Genomic DNA, 26,697 nt, shown 5'->3' with positions numbered 1-26,697 from the left:
CGGCTATGAACGTTTATAACATCCACCTGTTTACGATCATCTCCTTACTCGCCTGTTTGCTCGCCATGTATTGGACACAGCGAAATCAGGTCGCCAGGGACGAGGAAAAGCTCGGCTTAGGAAAAGGAATCGTCAAGCTGCTTGGACTCTGGATAGGAATTCCCTGTTTTCTGGCTTCAGCAGAGGCGTCCTATCAATACGGAATAATCGGCATGTTGGGTTACAGTGTAGCTGGAATAATCGGCTTGTTGTTCATCTTTTTGGTCAACCGAAAAACGAAAAACCAGCGACAGTCCTTGCGATTTTTACCCCTGCTGTGCGCGCTGGAAGACATTCTCATCTCAGTATTGGCGGGCAAAATGATCCTGAATCTCATTTACAGTATCAATGAACAATTGTCTGTAGCCTGCGTGACACTGTTTTTGCTCTTGATGCTGGTGGTGCAAATTGGAAAACCGTACCAGGCGTCTTTTGTCATCGTGATTCTCGCCATGTCTGCAACGATGCTGCTTCCGACGCTTGTCTATCTGAAAGTCAGTGTGCCGACGGTCTATTCAGGTGTGAAATTCCTCGCTACCGATATGCTTCGGCTGGATATTTCGTCGAGTTGGAGCTTGGCGGGTGCTTTACTGGTTCGGTTCATGACTGGCAGTCTGATCCATCCGCGTTTGGGGATGACTTTTCACCAAATCAAGGTGTCAAAACGCGGCTTATGCTTTTGTCTGGCGCCGTTGATTTGGGCGTTTTTGCCGATTTCCATGGGTACCCTTGCTTTCGTCTCCAAAGCGGAAGCAATCTGGCCGCCCTTGCCTGATCAAGTGAGCTTAATGGTCGTCGGCTACTTTGCCGGGCAGATCGGAATTGTTTTGTTGATTGTGACCTTGATCGTCATTCTCATCACAGCCGTACCACACGCCACTATCAGTGAACAGGAGAGAGCCGTGTGGATGCGAGGAGCCGTTATTGTGGCAGCGGGAGCGATTTCGTTTTTATTCCCCAAGCTGACGATCCTGGACACGATGCTCTACTTTGCACTCATTTGGGCAGCCGTGGCGCCGGTTGTTCTACTCAAAAACGAGGTAGGGCAGGGAGGTGCGGCAATTGTTATCATCGCAGGACTTGCAGCAGGCCTCTTTTATTCGCAAACGAAAGGGATAACCATTGGTGTCTTGGCTGATGTATTGGTGTCTGTGTCAGTAGCTGTATTGCTTGCCATTCCGACAAACTGGAAGAAACGGAGGAGAAGCCTTGAACCAACTGTTGGAAGTGACTAATTTATCAACACAATTTAAGACGGGGGAAAAAACCTCCTATGCAGTGCGACAAGTAAACCTTTCCCTCAAGCCTGGAGAAACCATCGGTATAGTCGGCGAGAGCGGAAGCGGCAAAAGCGTCACGGCACGCTCGATCATGCGCATTGTCGAAAATCAGGGTGGACAAATTACATCCGGCCAAATCCTGCTGGAAGGTGACGATCTTGTTAAAAAGTCAGAGAAACAGATGCGCAAGATCCGCGGGAATACGATATCGATGATTTTCCAGGACCCGATGACCTCTCTGAACCCGCTGATCAAGGTGGGAGAACAAATAGCTGAGGTGCTTCGGTACCATAAGAACTACAGCAAGCAGCAAGCGAAGGCAGAGACGATCCGAATTATGCAGGATATGGCGATTCCGTCTGCCGAAAAACGCTACGGGCAGTATCCGCACGAGTTTAGCGGGGGCATGCTGCAAAGACTGATGATTGCCATCGCGCTTGCTTGCAAGCCCAAGCTGCTGATCGCCGATGAACCGACCACGGCGCTTGATGTGACGATTCAAGCACAGATTTTGCGCCTCATGAAGCAATTGCAGACGCAGTACAACATGTCGATTCTGTTGATCACGCACGATCTCGGCGTAGTCGCACAGGTGTGTGACCGCGTGTCTGTGATGTATGCAGGTGAAATCGTAGAGAGTACAGACGTTGCTACTCTGTTTGAGGAACCACTGCATCCGTATACATGGGGACTAATCGAGTCGATTCCGCGGCTGGGACAACGAAAGGGCAGCCTGCTGCCAATCCAAGGATCTCCACCGAAATTGACGGACGAAATTATTGGTTGCGCGTTTGCAAAGCGCTGTCCTTACAAAAGCGCCAGGTGTGAGCAGGAAAAGCCAATACTCGAACTACTGCGACCCGCTCATTATGTCGCCTGCCATCATGCTGAAGAGCTAGTGAAAGGGAGGGCGATCCAGTATGGAAGAACTACTCACGGTTAAGCACCTGAAAAAGTATTATCCTGCCGGAAAAACCAATTTCTTCGGAAAACATCAACAGCTTTTAAAGGCAGTAGACAATGTGTCTTTTGATATTTTGCGCGGAGAAGTTTTTGGGCTGGTCGGAGAGAGTGGATGCGGGAAATCAACAACAGGCCGCTGCATTTTACGCGTCACTGATCCGACAGAGGGCAGTGTCATGTACGACGGCAAGGAAGTGACGCAGTGCTCATCAAAGGAACTGCAAGCACTCAGGCGTGACATGCAGATGGTGTTTCAAAACCCGTACTCTTCCCTAAATCCGCGAATGACCATTCGTCAATCGTTGGAAGAAGTCTTGGCCGTTCACCAAATCGCAAAAGGCAGGGAAGCTGTGGAGCGGATCTCGGAGCTGATGGAGCTGGTTGGTTTGTCGGCGGATGTAATTGATCGCTATCCGCATGAGTTTAGCGGGGGACAACTGCAACGCATCGGCATCGCTAGAGCGCTTTCGGTCGAGCCGCGATTTATCTTTGCGGATGAACCGGTGTCCGCCCTGGATGTATCGGTACAGGCGCAAATCCTCAATCTGCTGTCTCGCTTGCGTGAGGAGCTGGGGCTGACGATGCTGTTTGTCGCGCATGATTTAAGTGTGGTAGAGCATATCAGCGACCGTGTCGGCGTCATGTATCTCGGACAGATTGTGGAGCTGGGCGATGTGGATCAGCTGTTTCAAAATACGCTCCATCCATATACGCAGGCGCTCATGGCAGCGATCCCAGTCCCCGATCCTGCGATGAAAAAACAGGAGTTCTTGCTGGAAGGGGACATTCCAAGTCCAATTGATCCGCCTAATGGCTGCCGGTTTGCTTCGCGCTGCTCTCAATGCTTTACACCCTGCAGGGAAGAGGCTCCGGTGTTGAAAGAAGTAACGCAGGGCCACTTTGTCGCCTGTCATTTGTACGTATGAACATATAGGGAGGTTGTTTGAAGCATGAGTTCTCTTGCACAGTACCTTCGTGAGTTGGACAGGATTCACGGCGTTTCAGGGGATGAAGAGCGCGTCGCTGCCTATATGAAGGAACAGATCGCGCCTTATGCTGACGAGCATTTTGCAGATCCACTCGGAAACCAATTCTTCGTGAAAAAGGGTACCAGGCCTGATTTCAAGCTGATGCTTTCCGCTCACATGGATGAGATCGGCTTCGTCGTCAGTCACATCGATGAAAAAGGCTTCGTGTATTTTCTCCCGGTTGGTTATCATGATAGCCGCATGGTGATGAATCAAGTATTGACGATTCAGACGGAACACGGGCAGGTCAAAGGGATAACAGGCGGCAAACCCGCTCACGTCGTTACCGCTGAAGAAGCCAAAATGGCGATTCCGCTTGAAAAACTGCATCTGGATCTGGGGACGTCGACTCGTGCTGAAACACTTGCGCTCGGCGTTCAGGTAGGTGACTACATAATGTTTGACAGAGAAGGTCAGTTTCTAAACGGGACAATGGTGTTCAGTGGCAAAGCAGTCGATAATCGATCCGGTTGTGCTGTGCTGATCGAGGTGATGAAGAGGCTTTCCCAAAAAACAATCGCACCTACCGTGTATGGAGTGGCATCGGTTCAGGAGGAAGTCGGGCTACGGGGTGCCGGTCCTGCGGCATTTGCGATCCAGCCTGACATCGGTCTGGCCATCGATGTTATATTTGCGGGCGGAACACCGGGGATGGATGAGAAAATCTCGCCGATTGAACTAGGAAGTGGTCCGGCCATCAAAATGTACGACTGGACCCCGAGCAACGGTCACGGCAACAACGTCCCCAAGAAGCTGACACGCAGGCTGATCCAGACAGCAGAGAAACATGAGATTTCCTATCAACGTGAAGTCGTGCTCAATGGTGGAACGGATGCTTGGGCAATCAGTCTGACAGGCAGGGGAGCCCTAACCGGATGCATCTCCCTGCCCTCCCGCTATATTCATTCAGCGACTGGCATCGTACATATGGGTGATTTAGAGCAGGCCGTTGAATTGATTGTAGCCTTTACCTTGGAACTTCAGGAAAAGGGGCTATGATTCAGGCCAAACCTGATCCATTTCAGGCTTGTCGTCTTTTATAAGGTCCATAATGTATGCGAGAACGATTGAGATAGAACTACCCCGCCTTTTCTTCTTTAGACACAGAAGGAGAGGCTTCCCATGCTTCAATATTTTCGAGACCCGCGATGCTGTCTTTATAGAACACTGGATCTTTACCTGCTTTTTTCTGCTGCCTGTAATCATGCAAAGCGGCAAAAGCGACTTTGGACAGAAGGAAAATGGCAATCAGATTGACAATTACCATCAGGCCCATAAACAAATCGGCTAAATCCCAGACGAGCTGAACCTTTGCCACCGCTCCAAACAAGACCATGCCTAACACAAAAATCCGATAAAGCATGAGCCATGCCTTGTTTGTTTTTAAAAACTCGATATTCGTCTCGCCATAATAATAGTTTCCGATCAACGTACTGAAGGCGAATAGGAAAACCATAACGGCAAGGACAGCCGAAGCCCAGGAACCAATGTGAAAGTCAAGCGCAGCCTGGGAAAGTTCAATCCCGCTTAGGCCAGACTGCTGGTACGCGCCAGATAGCAAAATAATGAAAGCCGTGCTCGTACAAATAATGAGTGTGTCGGTCAATACTCCAAACGCTTGAATAAGACCTTGCTTCACCGGGTGGCTAGTCGTTGCCGTTGCCGCAGCATTCGGGGCACTACCCATACCGGCTTCGTTCGAGAACAACCCGCGTTTTACCCCATGCATGAGAGCCGCACCGAGCGAACCGCCCGCAATTTGATCGAAACCAAATGCATTTTTCACAATCAACGAAATGATTTCCGGCATTTTTGTAATGTTCATCAGGACGATAAATAGTGCCATGCCAATGTACAGAACTGCCAAAACGATGACGATGTATTCAGACATTTTCGCAATGCGTTTTACTCCGCCAAAGATGATAGCGGCAAACATAATCGTCATAATCACGCCAAGAATCAAGCGGTCTGTGCCGAAGGAATTTTCAAAGGCGATCGTAATGGTATTGGATTGAACCGCATTGAATACCAGTCCAAAGGAGAGGGTGATCAGTACCGCAAACAGGGCACCCATCCACCGTTTGTTTAATCCTTTTTCCATATAGTAGGCTGGACCACCGCGAAAGCCATCTTTGTCTTTTACCTTATAGATCTGGGCTAATGTGCTCTCCACGAAGCTGGATGCAGAACCGATAATGGCGATCAGCCACATCCAGAAAACAGACCCCGGACCGCCTAAGGCAATCGCGATCGCAATTCCGGTAATATTCCCTGTGCCGACACGAGCGGCCATACTGATACAGAAAGCTTGGAAGGGGGAGATACCGTCTGCTGAGCCTGTTTTCCCCTCGCGGATCGCACTTATCATATCCCGCAGCATCCGGATTTGCAAAAATCTGCCTTTATACGTAAAGAACAAGCCCAAAACGACGAGCATAATGATCAGAACATTAGACCAAAGAAAGTCGTTGATGGAGGTCGTAACATCTAGTAGGAATTGTTGCATCGTGTCACCTCTTGTCATGATAGTAGATTTGAAAATATGCCCTTAAAAAATACTTACATCCCATGTTTGTGCGATCTGTTTCAACAACTTGACGCCGGCAACACTGTTTCCGCAATCGTCGATCGCAGGACCAAATATGCCAATCCCGCATCCGTCTGGAAAAGGCGATTCCTTCTTGCTGTTGGGCGGAACCAATGTCATGATCCCACCGGAAACTCCACTTTTAGCGGGAAGCCCAACATAAGCAGCGAATTTTCCCGACGAATCATACATACCGCACGTAAGCATCAAAGCTTTTGCCAGTCTGACTATTTGTTTTGGAAGAATCTGCTCCTTGCGAGTAGGGTGGTAGCCATCGAGAGCCAGAACCAAGCCAATCAAGGCGATTTGTTCTGTGTGTACCTGAATCGAGCATTGCTTTAGGTAAACTTCCAACGCTTCTTCTACCTCACACGCCAGGTAACCGGTGTCTTTCAAATAGTGGGATAACGCCCGGTTTCGGTGAGAGTTCATCCATTCTGAAAGGAAGACTTCTTCATTGATAACGGGAAGCGACCCTGTTATTTTTTGGAAAATTGCGTATAAGTAATCCAGTTTTTGTTTCGGATGATCACCTGGAAGAAGTGAGGAGATTGTGATGGCTCCCGCATTAATCATCGGGTTAAAAGGCTTGCCCGGTTTATGCATCTCCAGGCGGATGATGGAGTTGAATGCGTCACCTGTCGGTTCTACATCGACACGATCCAGCACATAAGAGATGCCATGGTGACAGCAGGCAGCGATAAAACTGATTACTTTGGAAATGCTTTGCATGGTGAAGGGCACTTCCCAGTCGCCAGCCGTCATCCTTTTTCCCGAAGGTTCAATGATGCATATCCCCAATTGTGTCGGGTCAGCTCTGCGCAATGCAGGAATGTAGCTGGCGCATTTTCCTTCTGCTGTCCTAGACCGATAATGGGACACCCATTGATCTAACTCATCTCCCCGCTCAATGCCGAGACTACGCTCTTCCGTTACTACCTCGTGAACCAATCCTTCTTCCCTCCAAGCCCTCTATATTGTTTTGACAATGAAAACGAAAGCGCTTCCACTCCTCGTGAAAGATATATATTGAACACTTTAAAACCAACCTACAAAAAAAAACAAAAACCCACAAATTACTTCATTCGATTCTATAAATATTTTTTCTATACTTGTTCTTTATACGTTTTCTGGATAAGAATAGATAAGGGAAAAATTCGTATCAAGCTACAGAATCAAGAGAAAGTGGAAGGACGGCACATGCATTCGCAAATCAAGAGAGATTTCTACATTTTAGCCCTTATGCTGATTACCGTCCCTTTGGCAGGGGAGTTAAAGTTTTATCCGGTGAATGAGACGTTTCGGATCAGCTTTGGTGCGCCTACCTTTTTCTTCTTTTTACTCCTGTTTCAGAGAATGCCGTCTGTCTTGCCTGGTTTTTTTACAGGGATTATGGTTGTAGGATTTCGTATCCTGTTTGATTTCACGAGTCAGGAGCAATTTGACTGGACGTACTCTTTACTAGAGCATTACTCCAGCTTTTTCTTTTATTTTTCTTATTCTGTTCTTTTTTCCTTGATCAAAATGGACCGTTTTCACAATCGGACGTTGATTATTGGCTGTATGGGAATGATCATCGAAGTCCTGGCTGATTTGGTAGAGTTCCTCTCGCAATATGTGGTGTTTCAAACTATTTTCACGTGGGCGGCCCTGCAAGAAATGTTCATCATTGCCCTTTCTCACAGCTTTATCGTGCTCAGCTTTCTAAACATGATCAAGCTGTACGAGGCGCAGTCGAGAGAAAAGCAGACTCGAAAACAAAACGAACATATGCTGATGCTCATTTCTAATTTATATGAGGAATCAATTCATCTGAAAAAAACACTCCAAAATGCGGAGAGCATTACCATGAAATCCTTTGAGCTGTATCAAGGCTTGCAAACACTAAAAAACGAACAAAATACTGTTCCAGTTGAGGGATTTGTCAGACAGTCCCTGATCATTGCAGGGGAAGTCCATGAAATAAAAAAAGATAATCAGCGTATTTTTGCGGGACTGCTAAAGCTCATTTCCGATGAGGAGATGTCTGATTATATGGATATCCATCAGCTCGTGGACATCATGATGCGTTCCAACAAAAAGTACGCCAGATTATTGGAGAAAAACATCCAATTTGACAGTACGATTATTGGAACACACCCGCATTACCACGTATTTACGATGCTATCACTCATGAACAACATCGTAGCAAATGCAGTAGAAGCCATTCAGAGTGCAGGTACTATTTCCATTCATTTGGAGAGGACGGATGGTTTCGTGGAAATCAGGATAAACGATGACGGACCTGGTATTTCACCGAGACGCCAGAAGTTGATTTTTAAGCCGGGATTTACAACGAAGTATGACGATTCAGGCAACCCCTCCACAGGCATCGGATTGTCCTATGTGAAAGAACTGGTGGAAGAGTTGAGAGGGGAAATCATGCTGCAGGATGAGGCCGGAGCCAAAGGAACTACTTTTCTCATCCGATTGCCGATTGAACAAGTAAGGGAGAAGGAATGAGACGATGCTGTTTTTTTTGGTAGATGACGATGAGGCGGTACGCATGATGTTAACCGAAATTATCGAAGACGAGAATCTTGGGGAGGTAGTGGGCGAGGCTGAGGACGGTTCACTAGTAGATGGTCAGATGTTAACGATGCGAAACGTGGATATTTTGCTGATTGATCTGTTAATGCCGACACGAGACGGGATCGAAACCATCCGCCAGTTAAAAGCGACATTCAAAGGAAAGATTGTGATGATTTCACAGGTGGAGTCCAAGGAGTTAATCGCGCAAGCTTACTCGCTTGGCAGTGAATACTACATTATCAAGCCCGTGAACAGGATCGAGGTGGTGACGATCATCCAGAAAGTCATCGAAAAAATCCGCTTGGAAAAATCAATCCAGGATATCCATAAATCGTTGAATAGCGTACTCCAACTCGATCATCTACCAACTGGCCAGCAACAGATGTCTACGGTGAAGCAACGAAGAGAAGCTGGCCAATTTCTATTAACCGAATTAGGAATCGCCGGTGACAGTGGAAGTAATGACTTACTGGACATACTGGATTACTTGTACGAATATGAGCAAAAGCATACATTTAAAAACGGGTTTCCTGCCCTGAAGGAGATTTTTGTAGATGTGGCTGTGACAAGACTTGGGGCATCAGCGGCGGACCCGCAAATTAATAAAACAGTCAAAGCTTCTGAGCAGCGTGTTCGTAGAGCGATCTATCAATCGTTGAATCATTTGGCGTCCCTTGGTCTTTCCGATTTATCCAATTGGAAGTTTGAGAATTACGCGTCTCAGTTTTTTGATTTCACGTACGTTTGGAAAAAAATGGCGGAGCTCAAAAGTAGCACGGCAACGTCCCACTCGGATATTCGTATCAACATGAAAAAGTTTATTCAGGTGCTTTATTCTGAGGCGAAACGAATCCAGGCTGAAGGGTAGGATATTGCTATCGAACGAAAAAAGTGATAAGCTTTCCTATATAAAATAAAAGAGAACCCACAGCGACTCTGGGAGTCTGATTATGGATGATGGAACCCCTCATTCATAATCAGGCTCCTTTATGCTTTTAGTAGGGCTTAAAAAGGAAGGATAGAACATGAAATCCGCATAAGCCCAAAATGGCAGAAGGAGTGACGAATGTGGGAGAGATTTTTGGTGATCGCAATTTTCGTAAACTGTTCTTTTCTAATTTGTTTTCAGGATTTGGTCAGGGGATGACCATGATCGGGATATCGTGGTACCTGGTAGAATCAACAGGCTCAGCCAGCTTACTTGGCTCCACGATGCTTATCTCTTCTATCATGACGCTTCTGGTTGGACCCTATTCGGGTACTTTGATTGACCGCTTTTCCCGCAAGGCGATTCTACAGATTGAACAGCTGGGAGGGTTCACAGTTCTCGGTCTCCTGGCAGTTTGGGGGTTTTGGGGTCCTTATCAAGAGTGGATGCTGGTACTCATTTTTTTAGCGTCGACATTCATGTTTCAGATTCACGAACCAACGCAGGCTGCCTTCGTGCAGGAAACATTTGAGAGAAAGCATTACAAAGCAATTAACTCTTTGTTGGAAATGGAAAACCAAACCGCTTTGGTTCTAGCCGGAGCATTCGCTGGACTGCTTTTAGGGAAGTTCGGGCTGCATGTGGTGCTTTTACTTAACGCATTGACCTATTTTATCGCCTTTTGGATGCTGTCAGGCATAAACTATGTTTGTACTCTGGAAAAGCAAGTAAAAAATTCCCCTCGAATATCCTGGGTTGAACAGTTTTCTCAAAGCTGGGGCTATATCAGAGAAAGAAGAGGCTTTCTCACATTCGGTGTTTCTGCCCTGATGCCATTTATTGCGGTTATGCTGGTGAACCTGCTGAACCCTCTTTTTGTAAGCCAAGCTTTGGGTGGAGATGTAAAGATCTATTCACTCGGTGAGGTGACGTATTCAATAGGCGCGGTAGTGGCTGGATTACTGATTACCTGGATGAGTCGGAAATTTGGCTCATTTTCATATATGGTGGTGAATTACGTTTTAATGGCATTGGTTCTACTACTGACAGTCGCTATACCAAAAGGCTGGATTTTTGTATTGCTCTCTGCCTTTTTAGGTTGGTGCAATGTTTCTACCCGGCTTATCCGCCAGACTCTTTACATGGAACTGTTGCCTAACCGTTTTATGGGCAGGGTAATGAGTTTTTTTAGATCGGTAGGCACATTGATGCGACTATTGCTGCTCGCTCTGTTCACTGTAATGATCGACTCAACCGGCGCAGCTGCAGGATATCCCGTATTAGCATGTCTTTTATTAATAGCCGCGCTAGGGATTGTCGTTTCCATGCCTATTTTGATGAGACAGGTAGTGGCAGACAGATTGGAAAATTAAGTTCTTTGTTCGGCGTAACAAAACCGCCAACGGTCGTTATTCTAATGGAATGCTCTGTTCGTAGTGGAAGACATTTTCTGGATCGTACATTTTTTTGACTTTTTTCAACTTGGCAATGTTCTCACCAAAATAAGCGGTGGGCCAATCGGAAATCAGCAAATCGCAGTAGTTGCGGTATGCTCCCCGGGTAAAGGGAAGCATGGCAGAACGAAATTGTTCGATCCATTGAGTGTTGGGTGATTCCTCCCTATTATTCTCCCAATAAGATTGGTATTGGATCATAATCAAGGCTCTACGATGCACAAAAGCAGTTGCATCAGGGGGGACCCGACCAATCGCACCGCCATAAGCGTCGAACATGACCAAATTGCTGGGGCCGGGGGCGTTGGATAAATAATGCGTCAGGATGGAAAGAGCTTCGTCTGAGAAAGGCTCGTACACGTAGGCAGATGTATTTTTAAACGTAGCATGGCGGGTCATGGTTCCGGCCAACATGCGTGCTGCCGTGATCCAGGATGCGGAACGGATCGAGATCGTCTTGGGCGGCACTGCCTCCTGCAAAGGCCGTAATAGCTGGCGAAGTTCTTTTTCCCAGCCTACGTATATCCCGCTGGACAGAATGGCACCTTGATCTTGTGCATGGAGCAGGAGCGTGGAGGTTAAGCGGTCATCACTATACGGGGCCCATTCTTGCCAAAAACCCACAACTTTTTGGAGATCGGAAAAGTCCCACGTCATGTTGTAGTGCGCGACATCACCGATCGGATGAACTCGGAAGGTAAAGGCTGTAATGACACCGAAATTTCCGTCACCGGCGCCACGGCAAGCCCAAAACAGGTCAGTGTGGTTCTCTTCACTGGCCTGAATAATCCTGCCCCACGGATTTACCATTTCAACTTCGAGTAAATTGTCACAGGTCATGCCAAAAAGTCGTGATAGATAGCCATATCCTCCCCCTAGAGTCAACCCAGACACGCCCGTTGTCGCGCAGGTCCCACTTGGAATGGTTAGTCCCTGTTTCCACAGGGCTTCATATAAGGGAAGGATGCGATACCCAGCACCAACGTGTGCCGTACCGCCGATTTTGTCAATTTTTACATGCAGTAATTCGCTGACATCGATGACAAGACCTCCGTCAACGAGAGAAAATGCTTCGTAGCTGTGACCGCCGCCACGCACACGAAAAGGCATCTTATTTTTTCGTGCCCAGATTACAGCGTTAGCAACATCCTGCTCATTCATGCAGTAAACAATTACTTTTGGAAATTTGGAAAAGCGGGTGTTGAAATCGAGTCTTGCTTCTTCATAACCAGGTTCACCCTCCATGATCACACGCCCGGTCAATCCTTCTATTCTTGGCACGACAACACCTCCTCTAAGGATCATCTAGTCTCATGGTTTATTCCCCCAGTTTAATAGCGATGACGGGAAAGCTGCGCGCGGGGTACGATCATCCTGCAAAGCGTTGTTAGTCCTAAATAACCAAACAAGGGATATAAAAACATAAGGAGCTGACTGTATCCGATCAAGCAGAGTATGAACGCGCATAAAAACAGCAGAAGGTACAAGCGGGACTCGGGAACATTGATGAGTTCACGCAGCTGCTGTCCAATCCCGAAGACATTGGAGATTAATGTGGTAAAAATCTCCGAGTAGAGAACGAAGACAAAGAAGAGCTGGAGCCACTCGTTCCACTTCTCCGTGATAAATAAGATCGGAATATCCATGAAGCGAACATCATTCCAGTTGGCAAGCATGGCTGTATGTACAACTAGAAGCATGAATCCGAGGACGATGCCGCCAATGACTGCGGCGCGAAGCAGGATGATTGATTCACGAATCGCATATCCAATCGGTATGAGGACGGATTGAGCCATAGCCAAGTTAAAAGAAACGTATAGGACGGTTTTCCATAAAAACTCATAGCTGCTAGGAGTGGTGATAGGGAGGGGGGAGTCGGCACTTCCATCCAATAAAATCAGCAGTGCAAACAGAAACATGGAGGGAACGACGATGGCATTCACGATGAGCAGCTGATCCAGCCCCTTGCGAAGAAGCAAAAGAGCGAAAAAAGCAGTTGCAATGGTGCCCGCCAAATAAGGAATATGGAACTGTTCCTCAAGTACAGAACCTGCTCCTGCCAGCATCACAGTCGTTACGCCAAACAGCGTAAGAAAGACCAGAACATTCATGGTTCGGCCAATCATGGTGCCAAACAGCTTTTGGTTAAACGACTCGTATGAAGGTGTGCGCAAGGTGTGCGCGAGCCACATCATTTTGTAGCCCAGCCAGACGAAAAACGCTGTGGCGATCAGGATGCCAATCGTTCCGGCATGTCCATACGAAGTGAAAAATGCGAGAATTTCCTGACCACTGGCAAAACCTGCTCCCACAACGGTTCCAATGTATGTAGCCGCGACCTGTATACTTTTTCCCCACAACTTCATACTGGTCTGTTCCTTTCCAAATAGGATGCTAGTACAAGTGTATGAGGCCCCGGCAAAAACAGAATGTAATAGCAGAAATAAAGGCGAACGGCACGAGTGGCTATTCGCCTTTTTTCACTTACTCTTATAACAGGAACATGGCAACGATGGTAGTAACCAACAAACCGATGGCAACGGGATAGAGATTGCGCCTCGCCAGCTCAAAAGGGTCAACGCCGCAGATGGCTGCTGCCGGGATTAAGGCCCAAGGAATGATGGTGCCTCCACCTACCCAAATTGCTGAAATCTGACCAAGTGCAGTTAAAGTCGCCGCTCCCGAGCCCATTGCGGTTGCAAAGAGTTGTGCTAGTGATCCCGCGAGTGTAATTCCGGAGAAACCAGAACCATCGAGTCCGGTAATGACGCCGACAGCGGACACCGTCAAGGCAGCAACTTCTTTGCTAATCGGGATCGCCTGTGCCAAGGCAACACCCAGGTCATTAACAATTCCGTGTGAGCCACTTGGCAAAACCTCCCCAAATACTTTGACAAATCCGCTGTCCCCCATATAGAAGAACGCTGCAATGGGAATAACTGGACCAAACACCTTAAATCCGAATTGAAAACCTTGGATCAAATGACTGGTTACTTGCTCCAAGCCTTTTTCTTTGTGTGCCAGCATGGTGACTATGATCAAAATCAATAACGCTGTACCTCCGACTAAGGCAGTTGCGTCGCCGCCGCGCAAATCAAATAGAAACATTGCTACCACATCGAGTGCAAAAAGGATGGGAACAAGTAAGGCTAACACGCGACGGATGCCTGCTTGTAAAGGCACGCGAACCGATGAAAAGACCGAATCTGGAACCGACGTGTCCCTGCCGGCAGCGGGAACAATACCCATCTTCATGTCTTTGCGTAAATACCAGAACGCGGTTATTGTCGTAACAAGACCCATGACAACAACTAAGGGAATACTTGCTGAAATAACATCCCCCACAGGGATTCCAGCTGCTTTTGCTGTCAATGTAGGTGCTCCCTGAATGACATAATCTCCTGACAACGCAATTCCGTGACCAAACAAGTTCATGGCAACTGCTACCCCGATCGCAGGCAAGCCAGCTCGCAAGGCAACGGGTAGCATGACAGCTCCTACCAGTGCAACAGCTGGAGACGGCCAGAAAAACCAAGAAATAACCATCATGACAATCCCGATAACCCAATACGCCAATGTGGCATTCCGCACGAGGTGAGTCATCGGGCGAATCATCGTTTCATTCACGCCCGTATCGGTGAGTACATGGCTCATTGCCACAATAATACAAATGACGAGGATCGTCGGCAGCAGCTCTGTAATCGCGTAAATAAAGCTGCCAAATATTCCTCCGACCGCAGTCGTAACCGAACTTGTCGCTACTAGTCCTAGAATTGCTATTCCGACGATGCTGATCAGACTGGTGTCCCTACGTAAAACCATCATGAAAATAATGCCAAGTACGAACAAGACATAAACACCGTGCAGCAAGGCAAGTTCAATCCCCATGCGAAACCCTCCTTTTTCTGTACTCCGCTTTCCAGCCTTTTGACACACCATATGCGTGATGGTTGTCATGGGTGAGAGCACAGAAACAAGGCATGACATGCGATTTCCCGAGCGAAAACTGGCATTTTTGTCCACATTATGCCACTATAAGAAAACCTATAAGTAAAAAAAGCTTTTCATACAAGCGATCTATTATGACTTGGACTCCAAGCAAGAGGGGGGAAGCGGCGTTCTCTCTTACCGTGAAACAAGAGAGTGAGGACGCCTTCTGCTATGAACACGACAACACCAATTCAACGAAAACTGGACCAGGCAATCGAACTCTTAGAACGTCGTTTTCTGGAGCGGAGCGAACTGATTCGCTTGTTAATGCTCGGAATGATGAGCGGAGAAAATGCCCTGTTGATCGGTCCTCCGGGTACCGCGAAATCACAATTGGCAAGATCGGTCTCAGAGCTGTTTGGCTCGGAGCACTGGTTTGAATACTTACTGACCCGTTTCACTCCAACAGCTCAAGCTGGATCAATACGTACGAAAGACGGATGGCTATTTGCCTGCCGCTCAGTTTGCTTTTCTGGACGAGATATTCAAGGCAAACAGCGCGATTCTAAACGCGCTTCTTTCGATCCTGAATGAACGCATATATTTCAACGGGCGCGAGAAGGAAGCCGTACCGCTTCAATTTTTAATCGCTGCCTCCAATGAATTGCCCGATGAAGGCGAGCAACTGACGGCACTATACGACCGCTTCCTGTTTCGCTATGAGGTCCACTATTTACAGCAGGCCTCAAGCTACGAGCGAATGTTTTCTTTACCAACGACTTCCCTGCCGATCATCTTTTCCTTGTACGATGTGAAAGATATTCAAGCCGCGGCCAAACAGGTGACCATTCCTGAGGCAATCATCTACTTTCTCTACCGACTCAAACAAGATTTAGAAGCAAAAGAATATGTCTTGTCGGATCGACGGTGGAGCAAAATCGCTCATGTATGGAAAACATCGGCTGCCTTACATGGTAGAGCCGAGGTGACGATCTGGGATACTGTCTTTACGCCGCATATGATGTGGGATGTACCGGAAGATTTAATGGTCATGAAGGAAATGTTTGAGCTGCATTTTACAGAAATGCTCAAGGCAGAAATGGAAAGCGATTTACCCCTGCGACGTTTTCAGCAGGTAGCGGATAAGTGGAGGGAAAAAGAATCGGAGCTGCATGCCTTCCAGTTTAAAAAAGAAGTAGGGGCCAAGCTAGGGAAGGAAGCAATGGAGCGCAGTCGACAGCTTCTCGAGCAAAGTCGCTTGGAAGTCGAGGAGACAGCGAGAGACCTTCGCAATCGACTGATCCAGTGGCAGAAGCGTGAGGTGGATTTGCATTCCTTTGTGCTGGAAAAAAACCGACTCATTCACAATGTAGAAAAATACACGGTCAAGTACGCGTATTTGCGGGTAGAAGGAGAGCGGATCCTGCAGCAGCTACAGCGAACCTACCGAACGGTTTTTGACAAGGAAATGGCCGGGACTGAGTACGACTTTACGCTGTAGGAGGTGCGCGTCATGATTATTCGTGCCAGCGGCGTCGATCGGTATCTCTTTGAGAACTACCTTTTGTCCTCGAGAACCGCGCAGGAATGGGTAGAAGAAGCACGTGCGCACGCTTCGTGGTTTGACCTGGAGCTGCTTGCAGACTTTTTTCTCGTTTTTTATCTAGAAAAACCGGAAGTGGATCAGACGCAGGAAACGACTCCTTTTCATCATTGGATGATTCGTACGTTGATGAAGCAGTATTTTACGAAAATGATTCATCCGAGGACAATGGGTCAGGAAAGCGCCGCTTTTAAAACCGCTATCAAAGCACTGCTATGGCTAACCGAAACCTTTCATAAGGAAGTAAAACAAAGAGAAAAGGAAAATAAGCTGACCCCACTCATTGCGGGATTGCAGGAACAACTCGGTCAGGAAGGGAGTAGCCAGGCTCAAATGACCGAGCTCCTGTCGGAAAAGCAGCGAGAGAAGCTCCAGCTCATCGGGTACACACTGCAGCAAGGAAAGCGGATGGTAGAAGACAAGCAGGAAGCACTGGACACAAAGCCGCTGGTCAAAGCGGAAGTGGTGGCGTTGCAGGAGCGGATTGCTGAACTGCGCGAAGAGATGAGCATACAGTTTACAAAACGTACCAAGCTTATGCAAAAAATAAAAAAGCTCGAAGAAGAGCTGCATCAAAGGGAAAAACAACTCGATCGTCTGCAAAAACAAGAAAGAGAGGCGATCGCTGCTTTTGAAAGCGAGCTGGGACAATGGCTTGAACAATCGTTAAAGGAATCGTTATCGAAAGAAGAGATAGATAGCTTATTTGTAAATGAGCTGTTTACGTCCAGTCAACGATTTGCCAACCGATCCTGGGGCCATGATTTGGGCAAGCTACGCCGGCAAAACTTTGAGCAGTACTTAAAATGGATTGAAAAACTGAAGCGTCATCCAGACTTACTTGCTTTTTTGGAAGAAGTGGGCCGTAATGTTCACCATTTTCGTCTCAGACGAAAAGAAATTCGCTCGAAGCAGTTGCCCGAGGAATACTACGACTTGCGTCAATCAGGCGATATCGCTCATATGCTTCCTGGAGAGGCGGTGCTTTTGGCGGATCCTGATTATGAGAGTTATTTCATGCTCAAATGGTTGGAACAAAAGCTCATGACCTACGATGCGACAGGGTGGGTAGAGGAGCCTCGCAAAGGTCCAGTGATCTGTATGCTGGATACCTCACACTCCATGCGGGGATCAAAGCTTAGACTTGCCCAAATCTTTGTGATGACCTTCGCTGCTATCGCGATGCTGGAGAAACGGGATTTTGTGCTTTTATTGTTTGGTGCAAAAGGTGAGCTGCGTGAACATATACTCTCTCATCGAAAGCCGGACTGGACATCATTCTACAACCTTGCTCAAATGGCTTTCGGCGGAGGGACTCATTTCGATGCTCCTATGAAAAGAGCGATCGAAATCGCAGAGGGGGAAAAAGCAATGCGAGGGGCCGATTTTGTTATGGTGACCGATGGAGTGAGTGGGATTTCTCCCTACGTTCAGGAAAAGCTAGCCTATCTCGGACAAAGCAAGCAAATTCGTTTGCACAGCTTGATTGTCGGCTCAGCGCGTCAGCATCTCGCGCAGCAATACGATATCCTCGGTGTTTCTCACCGTGTACGTTTTGCTACAAGCTGGGAAGCGGATGGAGAACAAAATACAGGTCTTCTGTTGGACGTGTTTCAGCAGGCTACTTTATAGAAGATCTGCGTATAAAAAAACCCTGATTTTACCAAAAGACTTATAGCTTTTGGTGAACAGGGTTTTGTTTAAGTAATTAATGGTTTTTGTAATTCTATTTAAACATGTTTCGATGCTTGTCCAGTTCGAATTGCAGGTCATCGGGTACAACCACCGTACGGTCCGTATGTTGTGTAAGTGGAATTAGGCTTGTCCTCTTTTGCCTGGCGTTCCTTTTTCTAGCTGACTCTGCTTGCTAGGCTGCGTCCAAATTCCAGCTCGTCAAATTTGCTGTGAACCACGGTACGATCATACTCCCATGTGGCATCTTCAAAGGAAAATTCTACAGGAACATCACGGATGATCGTCGCTAGCTTTTGGCTTAGGTAGACTTGATCACGGTGCTCTTCCAGCTTACTTCGCATTTTGGGAGTACAGCTATCCAAATTCGTGTAGAGGCTGTCTAGGTTGCCGTGTTCAGTGATCAGCTTAGTTGCGGTTTTTTCGCCAATACCAGGACAGCCAGGGATGCAGTCTGAAGCATCTCCCATCAAGGCTTTTACGTCAACGACCTGCTCAGCACAGATGCCTCGCAATGCTAACAGACTGGCAGGATCGTAATGTTCATGCTTCCCGCCGTTTTTGAGTATTTTTACACTCACTTGATCGGAAACTAATTGCAGACTGTCGTAGTCACCAGTTGCAATGACAACCTGATGCCCGTCGAGTGCAAGACGGGTACTAAGTGTACCTAAGATGTCATCCCCTTCAAATCCGGGACAACCCAGATTCGGAACAGAAAAGGCTTGGGTCACTTCTTTTACCAAATCAAACTGAGGAATCAATTCATCTGGAGGAGCTTGGCGATTTGACTTGTAACCATCAAACCACTGGCTTCTGACAAGAGACTCGCGCGATGCTACGTCCCAGCCCACAACCAAATGAGAAGGGCGGACCAGCTCAGCGTAATCCAGCATCATTTTGGTAAATCCATAGACGGCGTTGGTGTATACGCCTGTGGATGTTTGTCGGTAGCCGCCAGCCCACGCCGATCCGTAAAATGCACGAAACAAAAAGCTCATACCGTCAATGAGCAGTACTTTTCCTGATTGCGTCACAAAATGTTGCTCCTCTCCAACCTAAACTATACGCATCATTATAGCATAATGCCCGTGTGTAACTTTGACAGATATTACATTTTGCTTTGGATGTATGGATGGCAGATGCGGTGGGATGATAGTAGCACAAGAGGTAAACAAATACCTTTTGTACAACTTCCGGTCTCGTTATACGGGAAGCGACCATGTTGACGGTTTCTAGCCGTCCCGGAAGAAAAAACGCGTCGGGAGGAATCAATCATGGCGAACAACAACACTGGTAGCAACAACCTGTTAGTTCCTCAAGCGAACCAAGCTTTGGATCAACTGAAGTATGAGATTGCATCGGAATTCGGTGTACATCTCGGACCAGACACTACTTCCCGTCAAAACGGTTCCGTTGGTGGCGAAATTACAAAGCGTCTGGTAAGCTTCGCAGAGCAACAAATGGCAGGCCGCTAAGCCTGGTATTAACACAAGTAAATAGCTGGATGAAAGAAAGGTCCCACTGGGGCCTTTCTGTTTTCTGTTTTCTAATCACGCCCTTTCTTTCCTACTTGGTGCAAACACACAAGCACATCCGCGGACTAGTCATATGGTGTAACGTACAGAAAATGTTTACGTTTAACATCTGAAGGGAGTGACGTTTCGCGGATGAAACGAAAAGAAGTGAAACGACTTTTAAAAGAGCACCCTGAATTCGAAGCGTGGGTGGAAGAGGACTCTATGCGTGTCATGGCCGTACGCAAAAATCCTGGGATGGCCGAAGAAATGTTTAAGAGGTGGAACGATCGGAAAAAAGGCAAGCTTGATTTTGATCACATTTCTCAAAAAACCAAGCGAGCCAGTGAAATGCTGACAGGTGTGCAGTCGATTATGGATATGATGGCAGACTATACGAAAAAGCTATAAAGCCAAGATACGAATTGGAGAAGGCTTTCAATAGAGCCTTCTTTTTCTTTTTCATTTCGGTTTGTCTTTTGTTATACTGGAAAATGGGAGGGAACGTGCTATGTTACATTCGATGGTCAGTTTCATGTTGGTCGCGGCATTGACTCTCGTTTCGGGGACAAGCACGTACGGCCAAGTGGTAGAGGGTGCTCAGGTTCAATTTGCAAAACAGCAACCGTCGCTTGACGTGATGCCAGGCAGTACGTATCCTGGTGACGTTATTTTTGTGCGTAGCAGCCAAGCCCAAACCGTCACGCTGTTTTCGCAAAGCTATCGTTTGCAGCCTACTCAAGGAGAGTATGCCCGTTTTATTCCGATTCCATTTAACGCAAAGCCGGGATCTTATCAGGTGCAATCCGCTGATAGGAAGCTTTCCGTTCCGCTGACTATTTCACCGAAAAAATTTGAAGTTGATTCGATAACGGTAAGCAAGCAAATGAATCAGATGCGGCAGGATACTGCTCGCATTGATGCTGATCAAAAAAAGATAAATGCAGCCAGGTCTGCCTCTGCGAAGACTCCTTATTTTGAAGGTCCCTTTAAGCAGCCTGCTATCGGCAAGCTGACCACTCCGTTCGGTTATCAGCGAGTTGTGAACGGTGTGCCAGCCAATCGCCATGCAGCCATTGATATTGCCAACAAAACAGGTACTCCCATTTGGGCTAGCAATCACGGCAAGGTAGTTCTGGCGGATTCGTTGTACTTAACAGGTAATACAATCATAATCGACCACGGTTTGCAAGTATTTTCAATCTATGCTCATATGTCCAAGCTCGAGGTGAAAACCGGGCAAGAAGTAAAGCAGGGACAGGTGATTGGGCAAATGGGCACCACAGGTTTTTCCACAGGTCCTCATCTTCATTACGGTATGCTCATTGGGAATACGTATGTGAACCCCCAGCCGTTTTTTGAAGAATCACCTTTCCTCTGGAAGTAATGGGAGGTGTTCTGCCTTGAAAACTTCACACGTGCCGAGTAAGGTTTTGAACAATATGGTTCATTTTTTGGCACCCTATGAACAGGCAGTCGAAGAATTAAAGTTGAAACTAAAAGGAATTAAATACGGTTTTCTCAAAAGTGGCCGATACTCTCCAATTGAATTTGTTGTTGGCCGAGTGAAAAAAGTAGATAGCCTGATGAAAAAGGCAAAAGAAAAAGGCATTGATTTTCAAAACCCTGATTGGCAGGATGAAGTCGCAAGAGAGGTCTCTGATATCGCGGGGTTACGTGTCGTTTGCCGTTATGTAGATGATGTGCGTGAAGTACAGCAGCTCCTGCAGGAACGGGAAGATATCGTGATTCATGATACGAAAGACTATATCGCCACTCCCAAAGATTCCGGCTATCGAAGCATCCATATGATTGTTTCCTATACCGTTTATCATGGGAGTGAAAAGAAAACGCTTTATTGCGAAATTCAGATCCGTACGCTGGGAATGAACTTTTGGGCTACAAATGAGCACGAGCTACGTTACAAGTACGACGGAAACATTCCAGCGGATGTATTGCAGCAGCTGCATGAAGCATCTGTTATCACTCACCAGCTTGACGTATTAATGAATAATTTGAGGCAAGAGATTCTCACCCCTGCAGAAGCAGACTCCACATTGGAGGAAAAATTGGAAGAGATCTTTTCCTTGTACGTTAAGCAGGATTTGGAGTCGGCTGCCGCCCTGTATCGTGAACATGTAAGTGGTTTTGAAGAGGCATTTGCTGATAACCCGAAATTTAAGATGATTTATGATCTCTTGGGTAAGCGTCTAAAGTAGGGAAAGATAACTTCATAAGAAACAAAAGCCATGCGTGAAAATAGCGACAAGCAAGGAAAGGATATAGACTAACATGCGTTTTCTTCTTACGTACCTTCTCGTTGTAGTATCAGTTCTTTGGAGCTTTGACATACCATCGGCTTTTGCAGAGGAGAAGCCATCGCTCACGCCAGAAGCTTTATATGGAGAGTCAGCTATATTAATTGATGCCACAACCGGACAAGTCCTGTTTGAAAAGAACCCCCATGTCAAGCTGTACCCCGCCAGTATTACGAAAATCGCTACTGGCATCTATGCAATCGAAAAGGGCAACCCTGACGATATTGTCACTGTTTCGAAAAAAGCGCGTTACGAAAAGGGAACTCGTGTTTATCTGGCAGAAGGAGAACGAGTTTCGCTGCGAAAATTGGAGTACGGTTTGTTAATGCATTCCGGAAACGACGCAGCCACGGCTATAGCGGAACATTTGAGTCAGACAACAGAACACTTTGCAGAAGAACTGAATGCCTACTTGCAAGAAAAAGTAGGTGTAACCGAAACCCATTTTGCCAATGCACATGGCTTACATGACCCTGAACACTATACGACTGCTTCTGATATGGCTAAAATCGCACAGTACGCGATGAGAAACCCTATTTTCCGCGAAATCGTCGGCACGAACAGACTGCTTTGGGATGGAAAAGAATGGAAATCCGAGTTGGTTAATCACAACAAGCTGTTACGTGATTATGAAGGAGCAACCGGAATTAAGAACGGATTTACTGATCAGGCTATGCATACACTAGTCGGATCAGCTAAACGCGGAGACACGGAATTGATTGCGGTGACCATGAAAGCCGCATCGAGTCCTTATGCCTATAAAGACGTCACAAAGATGTTAGACTATGGTTTTGCTGGCTATGAGACGAGACAGATTGCCGACCCTGGCACAGCTTATACGGAAGCACCTGTTCCCGGCAACAATTCTGTAGTCACCTATACAACTACAGATTCCTTGTTTGCCACAGTCCCGAAAGGCACGGAACCACTGGTACAATTAAGACGTGATGGACAGTTATCAATCCAGGCAGGTTCCCTCTCCATATCGTATCCACTGCACCGCAATTCCCCGCCAGTCGAGGCGCAACCATCAGCAGTACCTCCTGCGAGTGGACAAGACTATCCTTTGGCACGTTATGGTCTTATGATTGTCTGGCTTGGGTTGAATCTCTTTCTGATTTTTTTCACATTTAGAAGAACGAAACGACGTAGACGATTGAAGCAGCGTTCATTACAGCGTCGCGCCTATTAATTGATGCTAGTTCAGCACAGGACGATGGATCCCATCCACGTCCTGTTTTTTGTCTAAAACGGACAATGATCGCGATCCGCAACGCAGATGGGTATAAGTGCCGTGTCCAAATGTCGTTATTGTGCGTAAAGTAGGGTAGAACGTATTTTCCTGCGAAGGGGGGATGAGATGGACAGTCTAGACTACGATCATCCGGAAGTGTCCGTCATCATCCCAGCGAGCGATGATTCACTATTCATACGCAGACTTATTCAATCAGCCCGTAAAATTACTCCTTCTACGGAAGTGATTGTGGTCTGTCCGGGTCTGACACCTCATACGCCTCGAAAAGCGCATGCTGCGGGTGTCAAGATCATTCATACGGGAGTACCGTTTACGTATGACGAAGGAAGAGCGATCGGTGCGACTCATGCCAGCGGGGAAATCCTCCTATTTTTAGACGAAAGGGTCGTCGCTTCTCCTGAGTTGTTAAAAAAGTACGTCACAACAGCCAAAAACGGATGGGATGTTGTCATAACGTCGTATTCAGCTACTTCTCCCAGTCGAAAACGACAAGCACAGCGAACGGCTGCTCGTTTGCTTAACCATATTCTCGCAAAAGCAGAATTAGGTGCAGGATCGATGTGCACCGTACCTTACGCGATAAAAAGAGGGGCTATTGAACAAATCGGACATAATACACTCTGTAACCCACCCCTCGCGCTTGCTTACGCAGTAAAACTAAATCTTTCCATCACTTCCATTTTGCCAGTTCCTGTTTTGCGGTGGAATGTGGGAACAGTACCATCTATGAAAAAAAGGACGCGTGTTATCTTACAAGACCATGCTGAAGCCATCCGCTTCCTTATGCATGAAAAAGGCACACGTGGCGGCTTGCCCGATGGCGATCGATATAGAATCTTGTTGCAGGCTCCGGGTCTGCTTCACTTGCGCTCTGTCTTTTATCAGGAACCCAATGAAAGGGAGGGGGATGGATGGGGTGCCAAACGAAAAACGAAGCGCTCGAACCACAAAAAAACAGGGGAGCGACCGTTTAACCGTCAGAGAAAAAAATGAGAATCAGAGTCGATTAAGCGTCATCCTTGGTGTTTCACAAAGCGAGAAGACAGTAAGAAAGTTGCTCAAACAAGTGGAGAAGCTCTGCCCGAAAGAAATCATCGTGGTGGTAAATGGTAGCCGGGACGAATCGATTGATATTGTCTTGTCCTATACCACATACACTCTCAAGGTTTATGTCTATCCTTTTGCTTTGGGGGAAGATGTGTGGCGCTCGATTGGCGCTCGTGAGGCATCAGGTGATGTATTGTTGTTTCTCGACGCGGATACGGTCATACACGCAGAGGAGCTGCAACCCTTTGCCATCGCTTGCTATAAAGGTGTTGATATCGCCTTGCAAAGAGCGAAGCCATCCTCGATACCCGGTGTGCTTGATAGGAGTACAGTAATGCTAGCACGAACGTATTTAAACAATTTGCTTGAGCATAATGAACTTGGAACGTCGTCTATGTGCGATGTACCCTTTGCCATTACGCGTACGGCAGCATCCCGTATCGGGATTCAGCATTTGCTGATTCCGCCCTTGGCACACGCCATGGCCATTGATATAGGTTTACGAATAGAACGCTCTCACTGTATCAAGGAAGCTCTCCAAGCACATAGGGGCAGGCTTTTTAAGGGGAAAAAAGCATGGAGAGATTTGACCAGTCTTGGCGATCATATAGAAGCCATTCAGTATGTGGCCAAGAGATGCGTGAGTGAAATCCCATAGAGGAGCTGTAATAACAGCCGATGTCACTATACAGGGCATCGGCTTCGCAACTTTCATTTTGAAATGTTCGGTTTTTGTAGTAGGATATCCTAGTAGGTAATTTTTTGAAAGGAAAGGAGCGATTTAAATGAGTATTCATATTGAAGCAAAGCAAGGTCAAATTGCTGAAACGATCCTGTTACCGGGTGATCCGCTTCGTGCCAAATACATTGCAGAAACATTCCTGGAGGGAGCAGAGTGCTATAACAGTGTTCGTGGCATGTTAGGCTTCACAGGTACATATAAAGGAAAGCGTGTCTCCGTGCAAGGAACCGGGATGGGTGTGCCATCTATTTCAATTTACGTCAACGAACTGATGGATTCCTATGGTGTGCAAAACCTGATTCGCGTGGGAACTTGTGGAGCGATCCAGGAAGATATCAAAGTACGGGATGTCATTATCGCTATGAGCGCTTCCTCTGACTCTCAGGTAAACCGCCTGTTGTTTAACCAGATCGACTTCGCGCCTACGGCTAATTTTAATCTATTACATAAGGCTTATCAGGTAGCTACTGAAAGAAACTTGTCTGTAAAAGTAGGAAATATCTTTACAAGCGACAGTTTCTATCGCGAAAGCCTGGATCTATACAAAAAATTGGCAGCCTATCAGGTGCTGGCTGTAGAGATGGAATCGTCGGCTCTATACACGCTGGCAGCGAAATATAAACGCAATGCCTTGTCAATCCTTACTGTTAGTGACCACATCATCACTGGTGAAGAAACATCTTCCGAAGAACGTCAAACCACTTTCAATGAAATGATCGAAGTGGCTCTCGAAGCAGCTTTAAATAAATAATTCGTAGAAAGCTGACATCCCGCTGGGCTAATCATCATCAGTGGGATGTTTCTTTTCAAGGAGGATGAACCTGTGAGCAGTATTTATCCAAAGCTTTTTGAAACCGCATTTGTAGATGGAACGACCTTTCAGCAAGATCATTACGAATATCGCTTGTATTGCCAAGAGATCGGGCAACTGCAAGTAAAAACAGGCAGGATCGTAGCGAATGATCCGCTCGTGATGTTTGAAACTGAGCCGTTTGCCCTGTCGTTTCCCAAAGGAGTCTTTCCCGTTCAGCTGGCCATTGCAAAAGTGTCAGCAAATGCAGACGCGTCACAAGTAGGAGACGAACAGCAGCCGGATGAACGTGTCGCGTTTGCGCAAATCGTTTTCGCTAATAAGCCGGTAACATCCTGGAAGATGGCGGTTTGGGAGAATTCGGATGTGGCTCAATTAGCGGCTAACGAATTCTTCGGATATGGAGTAGATTCCGGGACGGGTTCTTTCATGGATGCTAGCGCATGTCAGCTTCTCGAGCAGGAAATAGAGCAGAACGACATGTATTTGGAATCACTTATAAAAGACATGGACAAAACCTATAAACATACGCGCAGCTGGCTAGTAAAAGATCTCGGAGATGGAAACAATATCGCGATGTTTTCGACCGGTTGGGGAGATGGAAGCTATGCAAGCTACATTGGGTTGGATGAGGAAGGACAAATTGTTCGCTTAGTAACGGATTTTTACTTGTTCGATTGGATGGAAAGCGACGAGGGAAAAGCGGACTAAAGAGGAAACAGATCTTATTTACTTGGTAATGAAGGCCCATACACGACGAAGCAGAGTGCCGCCCTTTGGCACTCTTTTCGTTTTATTTTTTCTTGGCTCGCTCCAGGTAGAGCGCCAGATTATTTAAGGTATCTTCGTAAGATCTTTTCTTTGGAGTAGTAGGGGATGTTTTCGATTTCAAGTTTTGTTTTGTCATGAGGGCCTCCGGTCATTTTAGTTAT

Annotated in this window: 23 protein-coding genes and 1 pseudogene; 18 read left to right on the top strand and 6 right to left on the bottom strand. The window is 46.9% G+C overall.

Annotated features, from left to right (window positions below; all coding sequences use genetic code 11):
* The first annotated feature begins 5 nt into the window (after positions 1–5).
* The 4 genes from ACIFQN_RS16950 to ACIFQN_RS16935 are packed head-to-tail and all read left to right on the top strand — an operon-like array spanning position 6 to position 4,309.
* The gene (locus tag ACIFQN_RS16950; RefSeq protein WP_429834209.1) at positions 6–1,274 is read left to right on the top strand and encodes a hypothetical protein; all 1,269 of its coding nucleotides are present in this window, start codon (positions 6–8) and stop codon (positions 1,272–1,274) included.
* A complete protein-coding gene (locus ACIFQN_RS16945; RefSeq protein ID WP_429834208.1) occupies positions 1,249–2,262 on the top strand; it encodes an ABC transporter ATP-binding protein in 1,014 nt (337 codons plus the stop codon). Before ACIFQN_RS16950 ends, ACIFQN_RS16945 begins: the two co-directional genes overlap by 26 nt.
* On the top strand, positions 2,240–3,208 hold the full coding sequence (locus ACIFQN_RS16940; RefSeq protein WP_429834207.1) for an ABC transporter ATP-binding protein: 969 nt from the start codon (positions 2,240–2,242) through the stop codon (positions 3,206–3,208). The genes ACIFQN_RS16945 and ACIFQN_RS16940 overlap by 23 nt, the downstream gene beginning before the upstream one ends.
* A 24-nt stretch (positions 3,209–3,232) precedes the next feature.
* Positions 3,233–4,309: a M42 family metallopeptidase gene (locus ACIFQN_RS16935; RefSeq protein WP_429834206.1), complete on the top strand. Its 1,077-nt coding sequence runs from the start codon at positions 3,233–3,235 to the stop codon at positions 4,307–4,309.
* A gap of 79 nt (positions 4,310–4,388) precedes the next feature.
* Here the strand turns inward: ACIFQN_RS16935 and ACIFQN_RS16930 are convergent, their stop codons facing one another.
* Positions 4,389–5,816: an alanine/glycine:cation symporter family protein gene (locus ACIFQN_RS16930; RefSeq protein WP_429834205.1), complete on the bottom strand. Its 1,428-nt coding sequence runs from the start codon at positions 5,814–5,816 to the stop codon at positions 4,389–4,391.
* A gap of 42 nt (positions 5,817–5,858) precedes the next feature.
* Positions 5,859–6,809 carry a glutaminase gene (locus ACIFQN_RS16925; protein ID WP_429834903.1) on the bottom strand — a complete coding sequence of 317 codons (951 nt, stop codon included), beginning with the start codon at positions 6,807–6,809 and terminating at the stop codon, positions 5,859–5,861.
* Positions 6,810–7,097: 288 nt separating this feature from the next.
* On the opposite strand from ACIFQN_RS16925, the gene ACIFQN_RS16920 reads away from it, so the two are divergent.
* The 3 genes from ACIFQN_RS16920 to ACIFQN_RS16910 all read left to right on the top strand — a co-directional run bounded on the left by ACIFQN_RS16920 (position 7,098) and on the right by ACIFQN_RS16910 (position 10,769).
* The gene (locus tag ACIFQN_RS16920) at positions 7,098–8,399 is read left to right on the top strand and encodes an ATP-binding protein (RefSeq protein WP_429834204.1); all 1,302 of its coding nucleotides are present in this window, start codon (positions 7,098–7,100) and stop codon (positions 8,397–8,399) included.
* Positions 8,400–8,403: 4 nt separating this feature from the next.
* On the top strand, positions 8,404–9,336 hold the full coding sequence (locus ACIFQN_RS16915) for a response regulator (RefSeq protein ID WP_429834203.1): 933 nt from the start codon (positions 8,404–8,406) through the stop codon (positions 9,334–9,336).
* A gap of 200 nt (positions 9,337–9,536) precedes the next feature.
* On the top strand, positions 9,537–10,769 hold the full coding sequence (locus ACIFQN_RS16910) for an MFS transporter (protein WP_429834202.1): 1,233 nt from the start codon (positions 9,537–9,539) through the stop codon (positions 10,767–10,769).
* Between the two features lie 36 nt (positions 10,770–10,805).
* Here ACIFQN_RS16910 and ACIFQN_RS16905 read toward each other — a convergent pair whose 3' ends face one another.
* From ACIFQN_RS16905 to ACIFQN_RS16895, 3 genes are all read right to left on the bottom strand, one after another.
* Complete coding sequence (locus ACIFQN_RS16905; RefSeq protein WP_429834201.1) at positions 10,806–12,131, bottom strand: FAD-binding oxidoreductase; 1,326 nt, start codon at positions 12,129–12,131, stop codon at positions 10,806–10,808.
* 50 nt (positions 12,132–12,181) lie between these two features.
* Positions 12,182–13,216 carry a YkvI family membrane protein gene (locus tag ACIFQN_RS16900; protein ID WP_429834200.1) on the bottom strand — a complete coding sequence of 345 codons (1,035 nt, stop codon included), beginning with the start codon at positions 13,214–13,216 and terminating at the stop codon, positions 12,182–12,184.
* Positions 13,217–13,340: 124 nt separating this feature from the next.
* Entirely contained in the window at positions 13,341–14,738 is a 1,398-nt protein-coding gene (locus ACIFQN_RS16895; protein WP_429834199.1) for a hypothetical protein, read from the bottom strand.
* A 273-nt stretch (positions 14,739–15,011) separates the two neighbouring features.
* Here ACIFQN_RS16895 and ACIFQN_RS16890 point away from each other — a divergent pair.
* Positions 15,012–16,281, top strand: a pseudogene (locus ACIFQN_RS16890) (AAA family ATPase).
* Between the two features lie 12 nt (positions 16,282–16,293).
* Positions 16,294–18,015: a hypothetical protein gene (locus ACIFQN_RS16885; protein WP_429834198.1), complete on the top strand. Its 1,722-nt coding sequence runs from the start codon at positions 16,294–16,296 to the stop codon at positions 18,013–18,015.
* 218 nt (positions 18,016–18,233) lie between these two features.
* Here ACIFQN_RS16885 and ACIFQN_RS16880 read toward each other — a convergent pair whose 3' ends face one another.
* Positions 18,234–19,112, bottom strand: a complete 879-nt coding sequence (locus ACIFQN_RS16880) for a 5'-3' exonuclease (RefSeq protein ID WP_429834197.1) — start codon at positions 19,110–19,112, stop codon at positions 18,234–18,236.
* 240 nt (positions 19,113–19,352) lie between these two features.
* On the opposite strand from ACIFQN_RS16880, the gene ACIFQN_RS16875 reads away from it, so the two are divergent.
* The 9 genes from ACIFQN_RS16875 to ACIFQN_RS16835 all read left to right on the top strand — a co-directional run bounded on the left by ACIFQN_RS16875 (position 19,353) and on the right by ACIFQN_RS16835 (position 26,476).
* A complete protein-coding gene (locus ACIFQN_RS16875; RefSeq protein WP_429834196.1) occupies positions 19,353–19,553 on the top strand; it encodes a small, acid-soluble spore protein, alpha/beta type in 201 nt (66 codons plus the stop codon).
* A 192-nt stretch (positions 19,554–19,745) separates the two neighbouring features.
* Positions 19,746–20,003, top strand: a complete 258-nt coding sequence (locus ACIFQN_RS16870; protein WP_429834195.1) for a hypothetical protein — start codon at positions 19,746–19,748, stop codon at positions 20,001–20,003.
* Positions 20,004–20,103: 100 nt separating this feature from the next.
* Positions 20,104–20,979 carry a M23 family metallopeptidase gene (locus ACIFQN_RS16865; RefSeq protein ID WP_429834194.1) on the top strand — a complete coding sequence of 292 codons (876 nt, stop codon included), beginning with the start codon at positions 20,104–20,106 and terminating at the stop codon, positions 20,977–20,979.
* Positions 20,980–21,034: 55 nt separating this feature from the next.
* A complete protein-coding gene (locus ACIFQN_RS16860) occupies positions 21,035–21,811 on the top strand; it encodes a GTP pyrophosphokinase (RefSeq protein WP_429834902.1) in 777 nt (258 codons plus the stop codon).
* A gap of 73 nt (positions 21,812–21,884) precedes the next feature.
* Positions 21,885–23,102, top strand: a complete 1,218-nt coding sequence (locus ACIFQN_RS16855; protein ID WP_429834193.1) for a D-alanyl-D-alanine carboxypeptidase family protein — start codon at positions 21,885–21,887, stop codon at positions 23,100–23,102.
* Between the two features lie 168 nt (positions 23,103–23,270).
* Positions 23,271–24,158 (top strand): glycosyltransferase family 2 protein, encoded by an 888-nt coding sequence (locus tag ACIFQN_RS16850; RefSeq protein ID WP_429834192.1) that lies wholly within the window; start codon positions 23,271–23,273, stop codon positions 24,156–24,158.
* On the top strand, positions 24,082–24,870 hold the full coding sequence (locus ACIFQN_RS16845) for a glycosyltransferase family 2 protein (RefSeq protein WP_429834191.1): 789 nt from the start codon (positions 24,082–24,084) through the stop codon (positions 24,868–24,870). Before ACIFQN_RS16850 ends, ACIFQN_RS16845 begins: the two co-directional genes overlap by 77 nt.
* Positions 24,871–24,997: 127 nt before the next feature.
* Positions 24,998–25,705: a purine-nucleoside phosphorylase gene (gene deoD, locus ACIFQN_RS16840; RefSeq protein WP_429834190.1), complete on the top strand. Its 708-nt coding sequence runs from the start codon at positions 24,998–25,000 to the stop codon at positions 25,703–25,705.
* Between the two features lie 72 nt (positions 25,706–25,777).
* On the top strand, positions 25,778–26,476 hold the full coding sequence (locus tag ACIFQN_RS16835) for a DUF4241 domain-containing protein (RefSeq protein WP_429834189.1): 699 nt from the start codon (positions 25,778–25,780) through the stop codon (positions 26,474–26,476).
* Positions 26,477–26,697: the final 221 nt, after the last annotated feature.

Source organism: Brevibacillus sp. NRS-1366 (genome assembly GCF_050467985.1).
Note: the sequence above shows the minus strand (reverse complement) of the source record. Positions and strands in the feature narration are given on the sequence as shown.

What these genes read in the sequence shown, in the direction of transcription:
- ACIFQN_RS16920 (WP_429834204.1), top strand. Translation starts at nt 7,098, where the DNA reads ATGCATTCGCAAATCAAGAGAGATTTCTACATTTTAGCCCTTATGCTG.
- ACIFQN_RS16870 (WP_429834195.1), top strand. Translation starts at nt 19,746, where the DNA reads ATGAAACGAAAAGAAGTGAAACGACTTTTAAAAGAGCACCCTGAATTC.
- ACIFQN_RS16885 (WP_429834198.1), top strand. Translation starts at nt 16,294, where the DNA reads ATGATTATTCGTGCCAGCGGCGTCGATCGGTATCTCTTTGAGAACTAC.
- ACIFQN_RS16865 (WP_429834194.1), top strand. Translation starts at nt 20,104, where the DNA reads ATGTTACATTCGATGGTCAGTTTCATGTTGGTCGCGGCATTGACTCTC.
- ACIFQN_RS16930 (WP_429834205.1), bottom strand. Translation starts at nt 5,816, where the DNA reads ATGCAACAATTCCTACTAGATGTTACGACCTCCATCAACGACTTTCTT.
- ACIFQN_RS16855 (WP_429834193.1), top strand. Translation starts at nt 21,885, where the DNA reads ATGCGTTTTCTTCTTACGTACCTTCTCGTTGTAGTATCAGTTCTTTGG.
- ACIFQN_RS16950 (WP_429834209.1), top strand. Translation starts at nt 6, where the DNA reads ATGAACGTTTATAACATCCACCTGTTTACGATCATCTCCTTACTCGCC.
- ACIFQN_RS16860 (WP_429834902.1), top strand. Translation starts at nt 21,035, where the DNA reads ATGGTTCATTTTTTGGCACCCTATGAACAGGCAGTCGAAGAATTAAAG.
- deoD (WP_429834190.1), top strand. Translation starts at nt 24,998, where the DNA reads ATGAGTATTCATATTGAAGCAAAGCAAGGTCAAATTGCTGAAACGATC.
- ACIFQN_RS16900 (WP_429834200.1), bottom strand. Translation starts at nt 13,216, where the DNA reads ATGAAGTTGTGGGGAAAAAGTATACAGGTCGCGGCTACATACATTGGA.
- ACIFQN_RS16915 (WP_429834203.1), top strand. Translation starts at nt 8,404, where the DNA reads ATGCTGTTTTTTTTGGTAGATGACGATGAGGCGGTACGCATGATGTTA.
- ACIFQN_RS16895 (WP_429834199.1), bottom strand. Translation starts at nt 14,738, where the DNA reads ATGGGGATTGAACTTGCCTTGCTGCACGGTGTTTATGTCTTGTTCGTA.
- ACIFQN_RS16875 (WP_429834196.1), top strand. Translation starts at nt 19,353, where the DNA reads ATGGCGAACAACAACACTGGTAGCAACAACCTGTTAGTTCCTCAAGCG.
- ACIFQN_RS16850 (WP_429834192.1), top strand. Translation starts at nt 23,271, where the DNA reads ATGGACAGTCTAGACTACGATCATCCGGAAGTGTCCGTCATCATCCCA.
- ACIFQN_RS16940 (WP_429834207.1), top strand. Translation starts at nt 2,240, where the DNA reads ATGGAAGAACTACTCACGGTTAAGCACCTGAAAAAGTATTATCCTGCC.
- ACIFQN_RS16935 (WP_429834206.1), top strand. Translation starts at nt 3,233, where the DNA reads ATGAGTTCTCTTGCACAGTACCTTCGTGAGTTGGACAGGATTCACGGC.